This window comes from Geodermatophilus telluris, from assembly GCF_900102745.1.
GTDB classification, from domain to species: Bacteria; Actinomycetota; Actinomycetes; order Mycobacteriales; family Geodermatophilaceae; genus Geodermatophilus; species Geodermatophilus telluris.
Genome location: NZ_FMZF01000003.1, coordinates 251,791 through 266,630, shown reverse-complemented (window position 1 = coordinate 266,630; position 14,840 = coordinate 251,791). Strand labels below are relative to the sequence as shown.

Here is a 14,840-nt window from a genome sequence, read left to right as displayed (position 1 = left end):
GTCCCTCCAGGGGGGTGGGGCGGGTCAGGAGCGGACGAGCCGGGCGATCGCGGCGGAGGCCTCGCGCACCTTGGCGTCGGCCTCCGGGCCACCGCTGGCGACCGCCTCGGCGACGCAGTGCGACAGGTGCTCCTCGAGCAGGCCGAGCGCGAAGGACTGCAGGGCCGAGGTCATCGCCGAGACCTGGGTGAGGACGTCGATGCAGTACTTCTCGTCCTCGACCATGCGCTGCAGGCCGCGGGCCTGGCCCTCGATGCGGCGCAGGCGCTTGAGGTGGTCGTCCTTGCGGTGGATGTACCCGTGGACGTGGCCGGGGGCCTCCGGATCGCTCACGCCCCCGACTGTACACCCCTACCCCCCAGGGGTTCACCCGGAGGCCGGGTCCTCCTGGTCGGCGCGTAGCCGGTCGACCGTGGCGCGCAGCCGCTGCGTCGTGGCGCGCGACTCGGCGAGCTCGTCCTGCAGGCCCAGGATCACCTCGGCCGAGGCCAGCGTGTGGCCGTCGTCGAGCAGGCCGCGCAGTCGGGCGGCGAGGAGGAGCTGGTGGCGGGAGTAGCGGCGGTGGCCGCCGGGGGAGCGGTGCGGCTGCAGGACCCCGGAGCCGTCGAGGCTGCGCAGGAAGGCCGCCTGGACGCCGAGCAGCGCCGCGGCCTGGCTCATGGTGAGCGCGGGGAAGTCGGGGTCGTCGAGCCGGCGGACGGCGTCGCCGACGGGGTCGGCCGGCTCGTCGTCCGGCCGGGCGCGGGCGCTGTCCGGGGCCACGGTCCCCTCCTCGGTCGGCAGGTGCACGGGCACGGGTGCCCGGGAACGGCACGGGGGCCGGGCCACGACTGGCCCGGCCCCCGGGTGCGGGTCGCCGCTCAGTGGGTCGGCCCGCCGGTCACCGCTCGACGGCCTTCTGGCCCTCGGCGGACTCGTGCTCGATGGTCCGGCCCTCCACCTGGGACGGCACGTCGGCACGGGTGACGGTGATCTTGCGGGCGCGCGCCTTCTCCGCCACCGGGATGCTCACGGTGAGCACGCCGTCGTGGTAGCTCGCCTCGAGCCGGTCGGTGTCGAGGCTGCGGCCCAGGACCAGCTGCCGGGTGTAGGCCCCGTAGGGGCGCTCGGCGACGGCCCACTCCGCGTTCTCCAGCTGGGGTACCGAGCGCTCGGCGCTGACGGTGAGCGTCGTGCCCTCGACCGACAGGTCGATCGAGCCCGGGTCGACGCCCGGCAGGTCGAAGTGAGCGACGAACTTGTCGCCGACGCGGTAGGCGTCCATCGGCATGCCCGACAGGGCGCGGGCGGTGCCGGTGCGGCCGGCGAGCTGGTCCAGCGCGCGGAGGGCGGCGGACGTGGTGGCGAACGGGTCGTAGGCGGTGAGCACCATGTCGTGAACCTCCTGGGAGATCCGGTGGGTGTGTTCGCTGCCCGAGGTCGGAACCTCTAGTGGCGACTGCAGATTACCTCGTCCGAGCACGGGTGTAAACATCCATCGCACGAGTTCGTTCCGACGGGCGCATGGGATCGGCGGGGGCGGGGCAGTTCCCCGGCATGGACGAGCACGCCCCCGCCGGCGACCCGGCCGCCGCCCCCCAGGACGCACAGCACGGTGCCGAGCCCCAGGTGACCGCCACGCTCGACGGCGACGTCTCGTGCGTCACCGTCGTCGGCGAGCTCACCGAGGCCGCCCGCCGCCCCCTGGTCCGCGCGGTCACCGACCAGCTGCTGTCCACGCCCACCCTGCACCGGCTGGAACTGCAGCTGTCCGGGGTCACCTTCATGAACTCCGCCGGGATGGCCGTGCTGGTGCAGCTGCAGCGGATGACCCAGCCGCGCGCCGTCACCGTGGCGCTGGTCGAGCCCCCGCCGACCGTCGCCCGGCCGCTGCAGCTGACCGGCCTGTGGCGGCGCTTCGAGGTGGTCGACGACAGCGACGGGCCGGCCGGCGCCGGCGGCTCCCCGCCGTCGGGCGCCCAGCCGCGGCCCGACGGCCCGGGCGGCCGCAGCGCCTGAGGGTGTCGGGCGGGGCACGCCCCCGCCTGCTCCTAGCCTGGCCGGGTGCCCGCCTCCTCCTCGCACGGTCACGCCCACGCCCACGGGCCCGACCCGGACGCCCCGCCCCCGAGCCCGGAGGTGCTGGCCCGCCGCCGCCGCGCGGTCTGGCTGATGCTGGTGGTGCTGGTGCCGGCCGGGCTGGCCACCGTCATTGGCCTGGTCGCGCTCTGGCCCGGCGACGAGCCCACGCAGGCGCAGCAGGTCGCCGAGACCTACCTGCCCCCGGGCCAGACCTACCCCGACGCGCGGGTGGTCTCGCTGCAGACCCTCCCGTGCGGCGACTCCGGCGGCGGGCAGGCCACCTGCGCCACCGCCGTCGTCGAGGTGCTCGAGGGCGAGGGGGCTGGCGACTACCAGCAGGTCGACCTGCAGGCCGACGTCGTCGCCAACGGGGTGGCCGAGGGCGACACCGTCGTGCTCACCCGCGACGCCGGTGCCGACGGCGGCGTGAGCTACCAGTTCTACGACTTCGCGCGCACCACGCCGCTGGTCGTGCTCGCCGTCGCCTTCGCGCTGGTCACCGTGGCGGTCGCCCGGCTGCGTGGGCTGGCGGCCCTCGTCGGGCTGGCCTTCGCCTTCGTCGTGCTCCTGCAGTTCGTCATGCCCGCGCTGCTCACCGGGGCCTCCCCGACGCTGGTCAGCCTGGTCGGGTCGGCGGCGATCATGTTCGTCGTCCTGTACCTGGCGCACGGCCTGTCGGCCCGGACGACGACGGCGCTGATCGGCACGCTGTTCGGCCTGGCGCTGGTGACCGTGCTCGGGTCGGTCTCGGTGGGGGTGGCCCGGCTGACCGGGCTGACCAGCGACGAGACCACCACGCTGGCGACCTACGACCCCACGCTGGACTTCTCCGGCCTGGTCATCGCCGGCTGTGTGGTCGCCGGGCTCGGCGTGCTCAACGACGTCACGATCACCCAGGCCTCGGCGATGTGGCAGCTGCACGAGGTGGACCCCGCCATGGGCTGGGCGGAGCTCTACCGCCGCGGCATGGCCGTGGGGCGCGACCACATCGCCTCGACCGTCTACACGATCGTGTTCGCCTACGCCGGGGCGGCGCTGCCGCTGCTGCTGATCTTCGAGCTGTACTCCCGGCCGGCCGGGGTCACGCTCACCAGCGCGGTGGTGGCCGAGGAGGTGGTCCGGACGCTGGCCGGCGCGATCGCCCTGGTGCTGGCGGTCCCGGTGACGACGGCGGTCGGGGCGTTCTTCGCCACCGCGGCCGGCACCGCGGCCGGCGCGGCCCCCGAGCGGCGCATCTCGGCGCTGCGTGCGAGGTTCGCCCGGTGAACAGGAGTCCTTCCCGGCCCCGTCCAGAGGCTCGCGCCGAGCCTGCGAGGCGGGAGGGGGACGGGGTCCTTCGACTCTTGTCCGCCGCCGAGGCGGCCCCCGGCTTCATGCCCGCCGACGAGGGCCACGCCCTCTACGCGGCCGCGCGGTCGGTCGCGGTGCCCGGGCCGCTGCTGGAGATCGGGTCCTGGATGGGCAAGTCGGCGCTCTACCTCGCCGCCGCGGCCCGCGAGACCGGCCGTCAGGTGGTCACCGTCGACCACCACCGCGGGTCCGAGGAGCACCAGCCCGGCTGGGAGTACCACGACCCGTCGCTGGTCGACCCCGCGGTGGGGCTGGTGGACACCCTGCCGCGGTTCCGCCGCACGATCGCCGACGCCGGGGCCGAGGACGTCGTCGTCGCCGTCGTCGCCCGCTCGGAGACCCTCGCGCCGCTGTGGTCGACACCGCTGGCGCTGCTGTTCCTCGACGGCTCGCACACCGAGGAGTCCGCCCGCCGCGACCAGGACGCGTGGGTGGCCAAGCTCGCGGTCGGCGGGACGCTGGCCATCCACGACGTCTTCCCCGACCCCGCCGACGGCGGCCAGGCTCCCTTCGGCGTGTACCGGCGGGTGCTGGCCTCCGGCGCGTTCACCGAGCTGCCCGGCACCGGGTCGCTGCGGCTGCTGCGGCGCCTGCGGTGAGCGACCCGCTCGGCGCGGAGCGGGCCGCCGCCCTGGCGCAGATCGCGGCGCTGACCCGCCAGTTCGACGAGATCGTGGCCGCCTCGCAGGCGTCCAACGCCGACGACGAGCACGACCCCGAGGGCGCCACGATCGCCTTCGAGCGCCAGCAGGTGGCCGCGCTGCTGGCCGCCGCCCGTCGGCGCCTGGCCGACGCCGAGGCGGCGGTGCAGGCCGTCGAGGGCGGCACCTACGGGCGCTGCGAGTCCTGCGGCGGCGCGATCGCCCCCGAGCGCCTCGCCGCCCGGCCCACCGCCCGCACCTGCATCACCTGCGCGACCTGACCCGTCGGGGCGCGGCGCCGAGGTGCGTCCCGTCGTCGTCATGCGGGCCGGGTGACCGCGACCAGCCGCACCTCGCCGCGTGTCGACGCGGTGCTGTCTCGACCGCGCCCGAGACCGCACCAGCTCGACACCGGGCGGCCCGCGGGCACCCTCAGCTGACGTAGCGGCGGGCGGTGGAGCGCCTCTGGACGGCGTCGAGCGCGGCGAAGCGGGCCTCGGCGTGCGGGGGCAGCACCCGCCGCTCGCGCAGCACCCAGGGCGCCCCGCGCACCGCCGCCCACAGCCCCTGCGCGGTCACCCGGTCGCGGGGCAGGGTCTGCAGCAGGTGCACCGTGCGGCGCAGGGCCGGCCGCAGCGGGCGGCGCAACCACGTCGTCCAGAGGGTGTTGCGGATGCCGTCGCGGCGCCGGCGGTGCGCGTCGCGCGCCCGCGACGCCTGGTGGTGCACCGTCAGCGACGGCAGGTAGCACAGCTCCCAGCCCGCGGCGGCGAGGTCGCCGGCCATGAGCTCCTCCTCGCCGCCGAGCCACAGCCGCTCGCAGAAGCCGCCGACCTCGGTGAACGCCGCCCGCCGCAGGACCGAGGCGCCGGCGAGGAACGACCCCAGCGCCGGCCCGGGCAGCCAGGGGGCGCCGCGGACGGGGGAGTCGCGCAGCTCGGCCACGATCGGGTCCTCGCGCGCCCCGGGCTCCACGACGATCCGCGCGGTCACCACGGCCAGCCGCGGGTGGGCGTCGAGCACGTCGGCGGCGTGCCGCAACGAGCCGGGGTCCCACCAGGTGTCGTCGTCGCAGAAGGCCACGTAGGGCGCCGTCACCCGGGCGACGCCGACGTTGCGGCCGACCGCCCCGAGGTTCTCCGGGCTGGCCACCAGCTCCACGCCGGGGAAGCCCTCCCGGACCGCCTCGGCCGTCCCGTCGGTCGAGCCGTTGTCGACGACCACGACGTGCGGCCGCTCGGGCAGGGCGACCAGCCGGGACAGCGCCAGCAGCACCTCGTCGCGGCGCTGGTGGGTGATGACGACGACGGCGACCCGCGGGTCCGTCATGCCGCCAGCCGACGCCGGTCGGCCAGGACCGGTCCCGGGAGCCGCCGGCGGCGGCGCAGCGCGGCCGGCAGGTCGGGCAGCGCCCGCCACAGCCCGCGCCGCTCGGGCGCGCCGGTGCGCAGCGCGGCGGCCACGGTGCCGGCGACCTCGCGCAGCGGCAGCCGCAGCACCGCGGTGAGCACCTTCGACCGCCAGATGGCCGTCCGCCGCGCCGCGGGGTCGTGCCGGCGGGGCGAGGGGTGGTGGTGCACGGTCAGCGAGTCGACGTAGGCGATGTCCCAGCCGGTCGCGGCCAGGTCGAGGGACAGCCGCTCCTCCTCGCCGGGGAAGCGCACCACCGGGTCGAAGCCGCCGACGGACAGGAACGCCCCGGTGCGCACCATCGCCGCGCAGCCGAGGAAGCCGAGCAGCCGTGGCCCGGGCAGGTGCGCCGGCGTGCCCAGCGGGCTGGTGGCCAGCTCCGCGCACAGCGGATCCAGCCGCTCCTCCGGGCCCACCAGCACGCGGGCGTTGAGCACCGCCAGCCGCGGGTGGGCGCGCATGACCTCGGCGGCGCGGGCCAGGTCGCCGGGCGCCCACCACGAGTCGTCGTCGGCAAAGGCCACGAACTCGGTGCCCGCGACCCCGGCGCCGATCGTGCGGGCGCGGGCACCGGCGTTGTCCGCGAGCGGCACGACGGTCACCTCGGGCAGCGCGGCGCGGACGGCCTCGACCGTGCCGTCGGCCGACCCGTTGTCGACCAGCACGACCGGCGCCTCGTGCCGAGGGAGGGTGGCCAGCAGGTCCTCGCGGCGGTCGCGGCTCATCACGACGACGGTCACGCCGTCGGCGGCCGGGGGTGCGGACGTGCCGGTCACGCCTCACCCCTTCCCGGCAGCGGCGCGGCCGAACCGGGGACGTCGACGGTGCCGGGGGCGGGCAGCGCGGCCGGGTCGGCGAACAGCGCCGACGCGGGGGTGGCCCGGGCGAGCGCGTCCACCGCCAGCACCACCGCGGCCGCCGTCCAGGTGGGCCGCTCCACCGGCCACCGGGCGTCGTCGGCGTAGACCAGCCCGGTCCAGTACGAGCCGTCGTCGTGGCGCAGGTGCTGCATGGCGGCCACCTGCTCCCGGGCGGCGTCGGGCTGCCCGGCGACGACGAGGGCCAGCGCCAGCTCGCAGGTCTCCGCGCCGGTCACCCACGGGCGGTCGGCGACGCAGCGGGCGCCCAGGCCGGGGACGACGAAGCGGTCCCAGTCGGCGGCCAGCCGGGCGCGGGCCGCCTCGCCGGTGACCGCGCCGGCCAGCACCGGGTAGTACCAGTCCATCGAGTACCGCGACCGGTCGGCGAAGGCGCCGGGGTCGGTGCGCAGCGCCGTCCCGAGGTCGGTGACGGCCAGCTCCCAGTCCGGCTGCGGGTCGCCGACCAGCCCGGCCAGCGCCACGCCGCAGCGCAGCGCCTGGAAGAGGCTGGCGTTGCCGGTCAGCAGCGCGGTGTCGTCGGGGGTGCCGTCGGGGCGCAGCGCCCAGCTCACCGCCCCCGACGACAGCTGCATGCGCACCACCAGGTCCAGGCCGCGGCGCACGACCGGCCACAGCTCGCCCACCAGCCGCTCGTCGCGGCTGGCCAGCCAGGAGTGCCAGGTGCCGACGGCGAGGTAGCCGGCGTGGTTGCTCTCCACGGCGGGGGAGGTCTCGGCGCCGTCGCGGTACTCGGCGGCCCAGGAGCCGTCGGGCCGCTGCCGCGCGGCCAGCCACCGGTAGGCGGCCGCCGCCCGCGCGTGCTCGCCGCCGACGTCGAGGGCCATGGCCGCCTCGACGGAGTCCCAGGGGTCCAGCTGCCCGCCCCGGGACCACGGCAGCGCGCCGTCGTGGTGCTGCTCGGCGGCGATGGCGGCCACCGTGCGCCCGACCGCGCCGCCGTCGAGGACCCCGGGCAGCTCGGGCAGTTCAGCGGAGCGCAGCGGTCTTCTCCCGCTCCGGGCGGGTCGCCGCCGGCGCTCCCGGCTTGGCCGCGTAGACGACGAGGCTCTTGCCGATCAGCGGGTCGAGCACCCGCTCGGCCAGCCGGGTCACCCACGGCCGCTTCACCAGGTCCCAGACCAGCAGCCGGTGGTAGGCCCGGACGACGGCGGGGTCGCGGTCGACGCCGACGGCGCACTTGAGCCACCAGTAGGGCGCGTGCAGGGCGTGCGCGTGGTGCTGTCTCCCGGGGACGAGGCCGGCCACCGCCAGCCGGGCGCGCAGCGCGTCGCCCCGGTAGATGCGCACGTGGCCGCCCTCGTTGGCGTGGTAGGCGTCCGACAGCGCCCAGCAGACCCGCTCGGGGCCGAAGCGCGGCACGGTCACCGCGACGGTGCCGCCGGGCTTGAGGACGCGGGCGATCTCGGCCATCGCGCGGGCGTCGTCCGGGATGTGCTCGAGCACCTCGGAGGCGATCACCCGGTCGACGCTGGCGTCGGGGAACGGCAGGTGCCGCAGGTCGCCGCGCACCACCGTGCAGCGCGCACCCGCCGGTGCCTCGCCCGCCTCGGCGATCGCGCCGAGCCACTGCCTCGTCGTCGCCACCTCGGCGGTGCCCCAGTCGACGGCGACGACGTGCGCGCCGCGGCGGTAGGCCTCGAACGCGTGCCGGCCCTCGCCGCAGCCCAGGTCCAGGACGGTCGTCCCGGGGCGCACGTCGAGCAGGTCGTAGTCGACGGTCAGCACGGGCGGCCCTTCTCCTGCAGCACACGGGCGTACCAGTCGGCGGTGCGCTCGGCGGTCGAGCGCCAGGTGTAGGAGGCCAGCACGCGGCGGCGCCCGGCGCGGCCCAGCTGCTCGCGCAGCGAGGGGTTCTCCAGCACCAGCCGCAGCGCCGCGGTCAGCTCGTCGACGTCCCCGGCGCGCACCCGGAGCCCGGCCTGCGTGCCCACCACCTCCGGCAGCGCGCCGGCGTCGGTGGTGACCAGCGGCGTCCCGCAGGCCATCGCCTCGACCGCGGGCAGCGAGAACCCCTCGTACAGCGACGGGATGGCGGCCACCGTCGCCGACTGCAGCAGCCGCACGAGGTCGGCCTCGGGCAGCGGCCCGGTGAAGCGGACGGCGTCGCGCAGGCCGAGGCGGTCCAGCGCCGCCTCTGCCGGGCCGCCGGGGCGGGCGGTACCGACGACGGTCAGCCGCACCGGCCGCTCGGTGCGCAGCTTGGCCACCGCCTCGAGCAGGTGCACCAGTCCCTTGAGCGGCACGTCGGCGCTGGTGGTGACCACGACCGAGTCGCCGTCGCGCGGCCGGCCGGCCGGCGGTGGGGTGAAGACGGCGGGGTCGATGCCCACCGGTACCACCTCGACGCCGGCCGCCGGGACGCCCAGGTGCGTCTCGATGTCGCGCCGCGAGCTCTCCGACACGGTGGTGACCGCGTCCAGCCGCGGGGCGACGCGGGCCTGCATGGCGGTGAACCCGTACCAGCGGCCGAGCGTGAGGCGGCGGCGCAGGGTGGGCGCGGCGGCCAGCTCCAGCTGCCGGTCGATGGCGACCGGGTGGTGCACGGTGGCCACCGTCGGGACGCCGGCGCGGACCAGGCGCAGCAGGCCGTAGCCGAGGCTCTGGTTGTCGTGCACGACGTCGAAGCGGTGCGCGCGGGGGAGCAGCTCGCGGGCCGCGCGGAGGCTGAAGGTCAGCGGCTCGGGGAACCCGGCGGTGCACATCGCCGCCCACTCCAGGACGTCGATGCCGTCGCGGAACTCCGAGGGCCGCGGCGTGCGGAACGGGTCGGGCTCGCGGTAGAGGTCGAGGCTGGGCAGCCGGGTGAGCACGACGCCGTCGTCGAGCTCGGGGTAGGGCTGGCCGCTGAGCACCTCGACGTCGTGGCCGAGCGCGGCCAGCTCCCGCGACAGCGCGCGGACGTAGACGCCCTGGCCCCCGCTGTGCGGCTTGCTCCGGTACGACAGCAGGGCGATGCGCAGCCGTCGTCCCATGCGCCGGACTCTAACGACCCCGGACCGTCCGCCCGCTCGCCCGTGTCCCGCGGCGCCTGCCAGGGTGGGGGCGTGATCCGACACGTCGTCCACTTCACCTGGTCCGACACCGCCGACGAGGCCCGCCGGGCCGAGACGCTCGCCGCGCTGCGCCGCCTGCCCGAGCAGGTGCCCGGCTCGCTGGCCTTCACCGTGGCCCCCGACGCCGGGCTGGTCGAGGGCAACGCGCACACCGTCCTGGTCGCCGACTTCCCCGACGCCGAGACCTTCCGCGCCTACGCGTCGGACCCGACGCACCTGGCCGTCATCGCCGAGCACGTCCGCCCGATCCTGGCCGCCCGCAGCGCCGTCCAGTACGAGCTCTGACCCGATCGGACTACCCGGCCCGGCACCCGGCGGTGGCGGCCCTACCGTTCGGCCGTGATCCCGCGCCGACTCGTCCTCGCCACCGCCGCCGGCCTGCTCACCGCGCCGCTGCTGGCCGCCTGCGGCGGAGAGGTGTCCCCGTCCGCGTCGTCGTCCTCCGCGTCGTCGTCCTCGGCGTCGTCGTCCGAGTCGTCCGCGGCGTCCTCGTCGGCGGCCGGTGGCTCCGACCTCGCGCCCGGGCTGCTGCCGGCCGACGCCTTCGGGCCCGGTGCCCAGGTGACCCCGGTGACCGAGGCGCAGCTCCAGCAGGGCGCCGCGCTGGCCGGCGGGTCGGCCGCCGGCCTGCAGGTGGACCCGCCGGAGTGCGCCGCGCTCGTGCAGCAGAGCCAGCCGTCCTTCGACGAGTACGAGGACGTCGCCGCGCAGGTCGCCGTGCTCGGGACGACGACCACCGTGCAGGCCCTGGTTTCCGGCGGTCCCGCCGGGGAGGCGCTCGCGGGCCTCGGTGAGCGGCCGGCGGGGTGCGACTCGGTGCAGGTGACCCCGCCGGAGGTCGGCACCGTGCAGATCGACTACGGCCCGCTCGACCTCCCCGACCTCGGCGACGGCACGGGCGGCACCGCGTTCACCACCACCGCCGTCGGGCCCGACGGGCAGCAGCTCGTCGTCCCGGCGCTGGTCGGCGTGGTGCAGGACGGCGAGCGCGCCGTGGTCCTGGTGAGCACCGACACCCAGGGCGGCACCCTCGATCCCACCGCCTTCAGCGCCCTGCTGCAGCAGGCCTACGAGACGCAGGCCGAGAGCCTCGACTGATCGAAGGACCCCCTCGCCCCCCACCCCTCGCAGGCTCGGGGCGGTGACGGGAACGGAGCCGGCCGTCCACAGCCGATGGCCGGTCCACAGGACCCCTCGACCACCGCCGTTCAGCACCCTCGACCTCCAGGGTCGACCGGATGGACGAACCCCCGATGCCCCTCATCCGGCTCGGCGACACCGGCGAGGTCGCCGCCGCCCTGCCCCACCTGCTCGGCTTCCGGCCCACCGAGTCGGTGGTGCTCGTCGCCCTGCGCGGCACCGGCGGCAGCCGCGTCGGCCTGACCGTGCGCGCCGACCTGCCCCGGCCCGCCGACGCCGCCGCCCTGGCCCGCGCCCTGGCCGCCAAGCTGGCCACCGACGACCCGGCCGCGGTGCTGCTGGCGGTCGTGTCCGAGGCGCCCGACCGCCCCTGGACCCCGGTGCCGCACGATGCCGCCGGCCCGGGTCCCGACGCCGACCTGCCGCACCGCGACCTCGTGCACGAGGTGGTGCTCGCCCTCGACGCGCACGACGTGCCCGTCCGGGAGGCGCTGCTCGTGCGCGCCGGCCGGTGGTGGGACTACGACTGCCCGTACCCGTGCTGCGCACCCGGGGCCGGCACCCCGCTGCCCGGCGGCGCCAGCCCGCTGGCCGCCGCTGCGGTGGCCGGTGGCGCGGTGCTCGCGGCCGACCGCGACGCGCTGGCCGCCCGCATCGCCCCGCCCGCGGGAGGCGCCGGCGCCGCGGCGATGGCCGAGGCGTGCCTGCGCGCCGGGCGGGAGCACGCCACCCGGCTGCGCGCGGCCGGGCGGTCGGTGCTCGCCGGTGAGTGCCACGCCGCGGTCGCCGACGCCGTGGCCGCCTGCCGCCCGGGACCGGCCACGGCCGCCACCCGGCTGCCCGACGCGCGGGTGGCCCGGGTGCTCTGGGCGCTCACCCTGACCGAGGTGCGCGACCGCGCGCTGGCCACCGCGCTGGGCGAGGACGCCGCGGCCGCCGAGGTGCTGTGGACCGAGTGCACCCGCCGCGCCCCCGTCCCGCTCGACTGCGTCCCGGCCACCCTGCTGGCGGTCAGCGCGTGGCTGCGCGGCGACGGCGCCACGGCCAACGTCGCCCTCGACCGGGCGCTGGCCGCCGACCCCGGCGCCACACTGCCCCGGCTGCTCGCCGAGGGGCTGGCCGCCTGCCTGCCCCCGGCGGAGCTGCGCGTCCTGATCAGCGACTCGCTGACCTCCGGCCAGGACGCCCGGTGAGCCCGCCTACACCAGGTCGGGCCGCTGCCACTCCTGCCCGAGGACGTGCTCGGCGAGGAAGGCGAGCACCGTCTCGTACCAGACCGCGGCGTTGCCGGGCGTGAGCACCCAGTGGTTCTCGTCGGGGAAGTAGAGGAACCGCGAGGGCACACCGCGCTTCTGCAGGTCGTACCAGAGCCGCAGGCCCTCGCCGATCGGCACCCGGTAGTCCTTGTCGCCGTGGATGACCAGCACCGGCGTGCGGATGGCGTCGGCGAACCGGTGCGGGGAGTTCTGCTCGTAGCGCTTGGGCTCGACGAGCGGGTCGCCCCACTCCTTCTCCCAGTAGTAGCCGGCGTCGGTCGTGCCGACGAAGGAGTCGAGGTCCCACAGGCTGGCGTGCGTGACGATCGCCCGGAACCGGTCGGTCTGGGTGGCCACCCAGTTGGCCATGTAGCCGCCGAAGGAGCCGCCCATCGCCGCGGTCCGCTCCGCGTCGAGGTCGGGCCGCTCCAGCGCGGCGTCGACGGCGGCCATCAGGTCGGTGTAGGGCGCGCCGCCCCACTCGCCCCAGCCGCGGCGGACGAAGTCCTGCCCGAACCCCTGCGACAGCGCCGGGTTGGGCAGCAGCACGGCGTAGCCGCGGGCGGCCAGCACCCACGGGCACCAGCGCCACGACCACGAGTTCCAGCTCATCAGGGGGCCGCCGTGGATCCACAGCACCAGCGGCGCCGGGTCCTCGGCGCTGGCGCCCTCGGGCAGCACCAGCCACGACTGCACCTCGGCGCCGTCGGCGGCGGTCGCGCGCACCTCGTGCAGGCTCCCGGGCAGCGGGGGGAGGGCGCCGGGGTGGGGCAGCGGCGCGGGGTGCTGGCCGGTCGCCCGCGGGTCCAGCCGCACCGGCGCGGGCGGCTCGTCGTAGGCCGAGCGCAGCGCGTACAGCGCGCTGCCGTCGCGGGCCACCTGCAGGTCGCTGTAGGCGCCGTCGGTGGTCAGCCGCACCGGCTCGCCCCCGCCGAGCTCCACACGGAAAAGGGCGTGCCGGCCGTCGTCGTCGGCGAGGAAGTAGACGGCGTCGCCCTCGGCGCCGAACTGCGGCGCGCTCGGCCAGCGGTCGAAGCCGGGCGTGAGGTCGCGGACCTCACCGCTCGCGACGTCGACCACGAGCAGCGTGTAGTCCGGCGGCTCGGCGTAGGTGGTGAGCGTCTCGCGGACGCAGACCACCGCGGCGCCGTCGGGGGAGAAGCGGGCGGAGTGCACGTCGGCCAGCGGGTCGTCGACCAGCACCCGGCTCTCCCCGGAGCCGGTGTCGACCAGCACCAGCCGGTCGCGGCGCCCGGCCGGGCCGTCGGGGACGGAGTCCACCCGCAGCACCAGCCGGCCGTCGGGGGAGAGGGTGACCGACTCCCCGGCGCCGGTGGGCGGGCCGGCGTCGGGGGTGAGGTCGCGCAGCTCCACGGGCTCGGGCGGCTGCCCGGCGGGGTCGTCCGCCGGCAGCGCGCCGGCCCAGAAGACGTGCGGGACGGCCGGGCCGAGGTCGCTGTCCCAGTACCGCACCGGGTAGGCCTCGTGCAGGATCGCCGAGACGCCGGCGTCCTTGCGGGCGGTGCGGCGCCGCTCGTCGTCGGCGGCGTCCGCGGCACCGGGCATCGCCGAGGCCACCACCACCACCTCGCCGGTGTCGGCGGCCACTGCGAAGCCGCCCACGCCGCCGGGCCGCGTGACCACCGGGCGGGCCTCCCCGCCGTCGGGCGGCAGCACCCACAGGGCCCGCTCGGGCTCGGCACCGCCGGTGGCCGACGGGTCGGGCCGGGCGGAGAGGAACAGCAGGCTGCCGTCGGCGGCGAACTCCGGCGCGGACTCGCCGGGCGCGCTGCGGGTCAGCCGGCGCGCGGGGCGCCGGCCCTCCGGGTCGACCTCCCACAGCGCCGGGAGCCACTTCTTCCGCTCGGCGTCGAGGGTCTGCACCGCGATGGCCAGCCGGCGCCCGTCGGGGGAGAGCGCGAGCCCGGCGACGCGCGGCACGGCGACGAAGTCGGCCAGCCGGGCGAAGGGGTGTCCCGGGTCGTCGGCCGGGGTGGCCGGTGGGCCGGTCGGGGCGTCGGGCTGGCTCACCGGGTCTCCTCGCGGGTCGGGGGCGCTGGGGCGGTGCCGACCACCGTAGACACCGCGGCGCCCGGGACCGCCGGAGCGGATTCCGGGCGCCGGGGGGCAGCGGGCCTCGTGCCGAGGTGGGCGCTCAGAGCTGCGCGGCGGCCTCGGCCGGGGTCAGCTCCTCGTCCGGGGCGGCGACGAAGACGTGCTGGGCCACACCGTGGGGCAGCGGCTGGCCGTCGAGGCTGATCGTCCCGTTGCTCGACGTCGCCACGACCGTGGCGCCGGGGCGCAGGCCGCGCTCGGCGAGCACGCGCAGCAGGTCGGCGTCCTCCTGCAGCTGCTCGCTGATCCGCCGGATGACCACCCGGCGGCCCTCGGCGGTGGCCGAGGTGGACAGCAGCGTGAGCGAGTCGAGCACCGCGGAGGTCTCCCCGCCCAGGGCGTCCAGGCCCGGGATCGGGTTGCCGAACGGCGAGACCGAGGGGTTGCCGAGGAGGGTGAGCAGCTTGCGCTCGACCGCCTCGCTCATCACGTGCTCCCAGCGGCAGGCCTCCTCGTGGACGTCGGCGTAGTCCAGGCCGATGACGTCGACGAGCAGGCACTCCGCCAACCGGTGCTTGCGCATGACGGCGGTGGCCAGCTGCCGGCCCTGGTCGGACAGCTGCAGGTGCCGGTCGCCCTCCACGGTCAGCAGCCCGTCGCGCTCCATCCGGGCGACGGTCTGGCTGACGGTCGGGCCGCTCTGGTGCAGCCGCTCGGCGATCCGCGCCCGCAGCGGCACGATGCCCTCTTCCTCCAGCTCGAAGATCGTGCGGAGGTACATCTCGGTGGTGTCGATGAGGTCGTTCACTGGCACTCCTCCGTGTCGTGCCCGATCGTACGGCCCGGCGTCGTGCCGCCCGGATCACGCCGAGGACCGTGAGCAGGGCGGCGACCCGGTCCCGGCGGTAGCGTCCCGCCGCAGGGGAACGGCCGCGCCGGCCTGCCCCGGCCGGCCCGGAGCGGACGCCCGGACCGGCGACGGCGGCGACAGGA

At 77.0% G+C, this 14,840-nt stretch carries 17 protein-coding genes; 7 read left to right on the top strand and 10 right to left on the bottom strand.

Translation table 11 applies throughout. The features are described from left to right. Window positions 1–24 precede the first annotated feature (24 nt). The 3 genes from BLQ97_RS11755 to BLQ97_RS11745 all read right to left on the bottom strand — a co-directional run bounded on the left by BLQ97_RS11755 (window position 25) and on the right by BLQ97_RS11745 (window position 1,372). Window positions 25–333 carry a metal-sensitive transcriptional regulator gene (locus BLQ97_RS11755; RefSeq protein ID WP_091366057.1) on the bottom strand — a complete coding sequence of 103 codons (309 nt, stop codon included), beginning with the start codon at window positions 331–333 and terminating at the stop codon, window positions 25–27. A gap of 33 nt (window positions 334–366) precedes the next feature. After that, a complete protein-coding gene (locus BLQ97_RS11750; protein ID WP_245692093.1) occupies window positions 367–762 on the bottom strand; it encodes a MerR family transcriptional regulator in 396 nt (131 codons plus the stop codon). A 118-nt stretch (window positions 763–880) separates the two neighbouring features. Next, window positions 881–1,372, bottom strand: a complete 492-nt coding sequence (locus BLQ97_RS11745) for an Hsp20/alpha crystallin family protein (protein WP_091366056.1) — start codon at window positions 1,370–1,372, stop codon at window positions 881–883. A 131-nt stretch (window positions 1,373–1,503) separates the two neighbouring features. On the opposite strand from BLQ97_RS11745, the gene BLQ97_RS11740 reads away from it, so the two are divergent. The 4 genes from BLQ97_RS11740 (at window position 1,504) to BLQ97_RS11725 (ending at window position 4,333) form a co-directional block, all read left to right on the top strand. Continuing rightward, the gene (locus tag BLQ97_RS11740; RefSeq protein ID WP_245692092.1) at window positions 1,504–1,998 is read left to right on the top strand and encodes an STAS domain-containing protein; all 495 of its coding nucleotides are present in this window, start codon (window positions 1,504–1,506) and stop codon (window positions 1,996–1,998) included. A 45-nt stretch (window positions 1,999–2,043) separates the two neighbouring features. Further along, entirely contained in the window at window positions 2,044–3,327 is a 1,284-nt protein-coding gene (locus BLQ97_RS11735; protein WP_245692091.1) for a YibE/F family protein, read from the top strand. A 77-nt stretch (window positions 3,328–3,404) separates the two neighbouring features. Then, window positions 3,405–4,010 (top strand): class I SAM-dependent methyltransferase, encoded by a 606-nt coding sequence (locus BLQ97_RS11730; RefSeq protein WP_091366055.1) that lies wholly within the window; start codon window positions 3,405–3,407, stop codon window positions 4,008–4,010. After that, the gene (locus BLQ97_RS11725) at window positions 4,007–4,333 is read left to right on the top strand and encodes a TraR/DksA family transcriptional regulator (RefSeq protein ID WP_091366054.1); all 327 of its coding nucleotides are present in this window, start codon (window positions 4,007–4,009) and stop codon (window positions 4,331–4,333) included. The genes BLQ97_RS11730 and BLQ97_RS11725 overlap by 4 nt, the downstream gene beginning before the upstream one ends. 151 nt (window positions 4,334–4,484) lie before the next feature. Here BLQ97_RS11725 and BLQ97_RS11720 read toward each other — a convergent pair whose 3' ends face one another. The 5 genes from BLQ97_RS11720 to BLQ97_RS11700 are packed head-to-tail and all read right to left on the bottom strand — an operon-like array spanning window position 4,485 to window position 9,315. Continuing rightward, on the bottom strand, window positions 4,485–5,381 hold the full coding sequence (locus BLQ97_RS11720; RefSeq protein ID WP_091366053.1) for a glycosyltransferase family 2 protein: 897 nt from the start codon (window positions 5,379–5,381) through the stop codon (window positions 4,485–4,487). After that, window positions 5,378–6,238, bottom strand: a complete 861-nt coding sequence (locus tag BLQ97_RS11715; RefSeq protein WP_245692089.1) for a glycosyltransferase — start codon at window positions 6,236–6,238, stop codon at window positions 5,378–5,380. The genes BLQ97_RS11720 and BLQ97_RS11715 overlap by 4 nt, the downstream gene beginning before the upstream one ends. Then, window positions 6,235–7,260 carry a prenyltransferase gene (locus BLQ97_RS11710; RefSeq protein ID WP_245692088.1) on the bottom strand — a complete coding sequence of 342 codons (1,026 nt, stop codon included), beginning with the start codon at window positions 7,258–7,260 and terminating at the stop codon, window positions 6,235–6,237. The genes BLQ97_RS11715 and BLQ97_RS11710 overlap by 4 nt, the downstream gene beginning before the upstream one ends. A gap of 49 nt (window positions 7,261–7,309) precedes the next feature. After that, on the bottom strand, window positions 7,310–8,068 hold the full coding sequence (locus BLQ97_RS11705) for a class I SAM-dependent methyltransferase (protein WP_091366051.1): 759 nt from the start codon (window positions 8,066–8,068) through the stop codon (window positions 7,310–7,312). Next, window positions 8,062–9,315, bottom strand: coding sequence for a glycosyltransferase family 4 protein (locus BLQ97_RS11700; RefSeq protein WP_175471694.1), 1,254 nt, complete (start codon window positions 9,313–9,315; stop codon window positions 8,062–8,064). The genes BLQ97_RS11705 and BLQ97_RS11700 overlap by 7 nt, the downstream gene beginning before the upstream one ends. A gap of 72 nt (window positions 9,316–9,387) precedes the next feature. Here BLQ97_RS11700 and BLQ97_RS11695 point away from each other — a divergent pair, with 72 nt between their 5' ends. The 3 genes from BLQ97_RS11695 (at window position 9,388) to BLQ97_RS11685 (ending at window position 11,729) form a co-directional block, all read left to right on the top strand. Beyond that, window positions 9,388–9,681: a Dabb family protein gene (locus tag BLQ97_RS11695; protein ID WP_091366050.1), complete on the top strand. Its 294-nt coding sequence runs from the start codon at window positions 9,388–9,390 to the stop codon at window positions 9,679–9,681. 54 nt (window positions 9,682–9,735) lie between these two features. After that, window positions 9,736–10,494: a hypothetical protein gene (locus BLQ97_RS23310; RefSeq protein WP_091366049.1), complete on the top strand. Its 759-nt coding sequence runs from the start codon at window positions 9,736–9,738 to the stop codon at window positions 10,492–10,494. A 140-nt stretch (window positions 10,495–10,634) separates the two neighbouring features. Next, window positions 10,635–11,729, top strand: a complete 1,095-nt coding sequence (locus tag BLQ97_RS11685) for a DUF4192 domain-containing protein (protein ID WP_091366048.1) — start codon at window positions 10,635–10,637, stop codon at window positions 11,727–11,729. A gap of 6 nt (window positions 11,730–11,735) precedes the next feature. Here BLQ97_RS11685 and BLQ97_RS11680 read toward each other — a convergent pair whose 3' ends face one another. Together BLQ97_RS11680 and BLQ97_RS11675 are read right to left on the bottom strand one after the other, a co-directional pair. Then, window positions 11,736–13,823: a S9 family peptidase gene (locus BLQ97_RS11680; RefSeq protein WP_091366047.1), complete on the bottom strand. Its 2,088-nt coding sequence runs from the start codon at window positions 13,821–13,823 to the stop codon at window positions 11,736–11,738. A gap of 124 nt (window positions 13,824–13,947) precedes the next feature. Further along, a complete protein-coding gene (locus tag BLQ97_RS11675) occupies window positions 13,948–14,655 on the bottom strand; it encodes an iron-dependent transcriptional repressor DtxR (RefSeq protein ID WP_091366046.1) in 708 nt (235 codons plus the stop codon). Window positions 14,656–14,840: the final 185 nt, after the last annotated feature.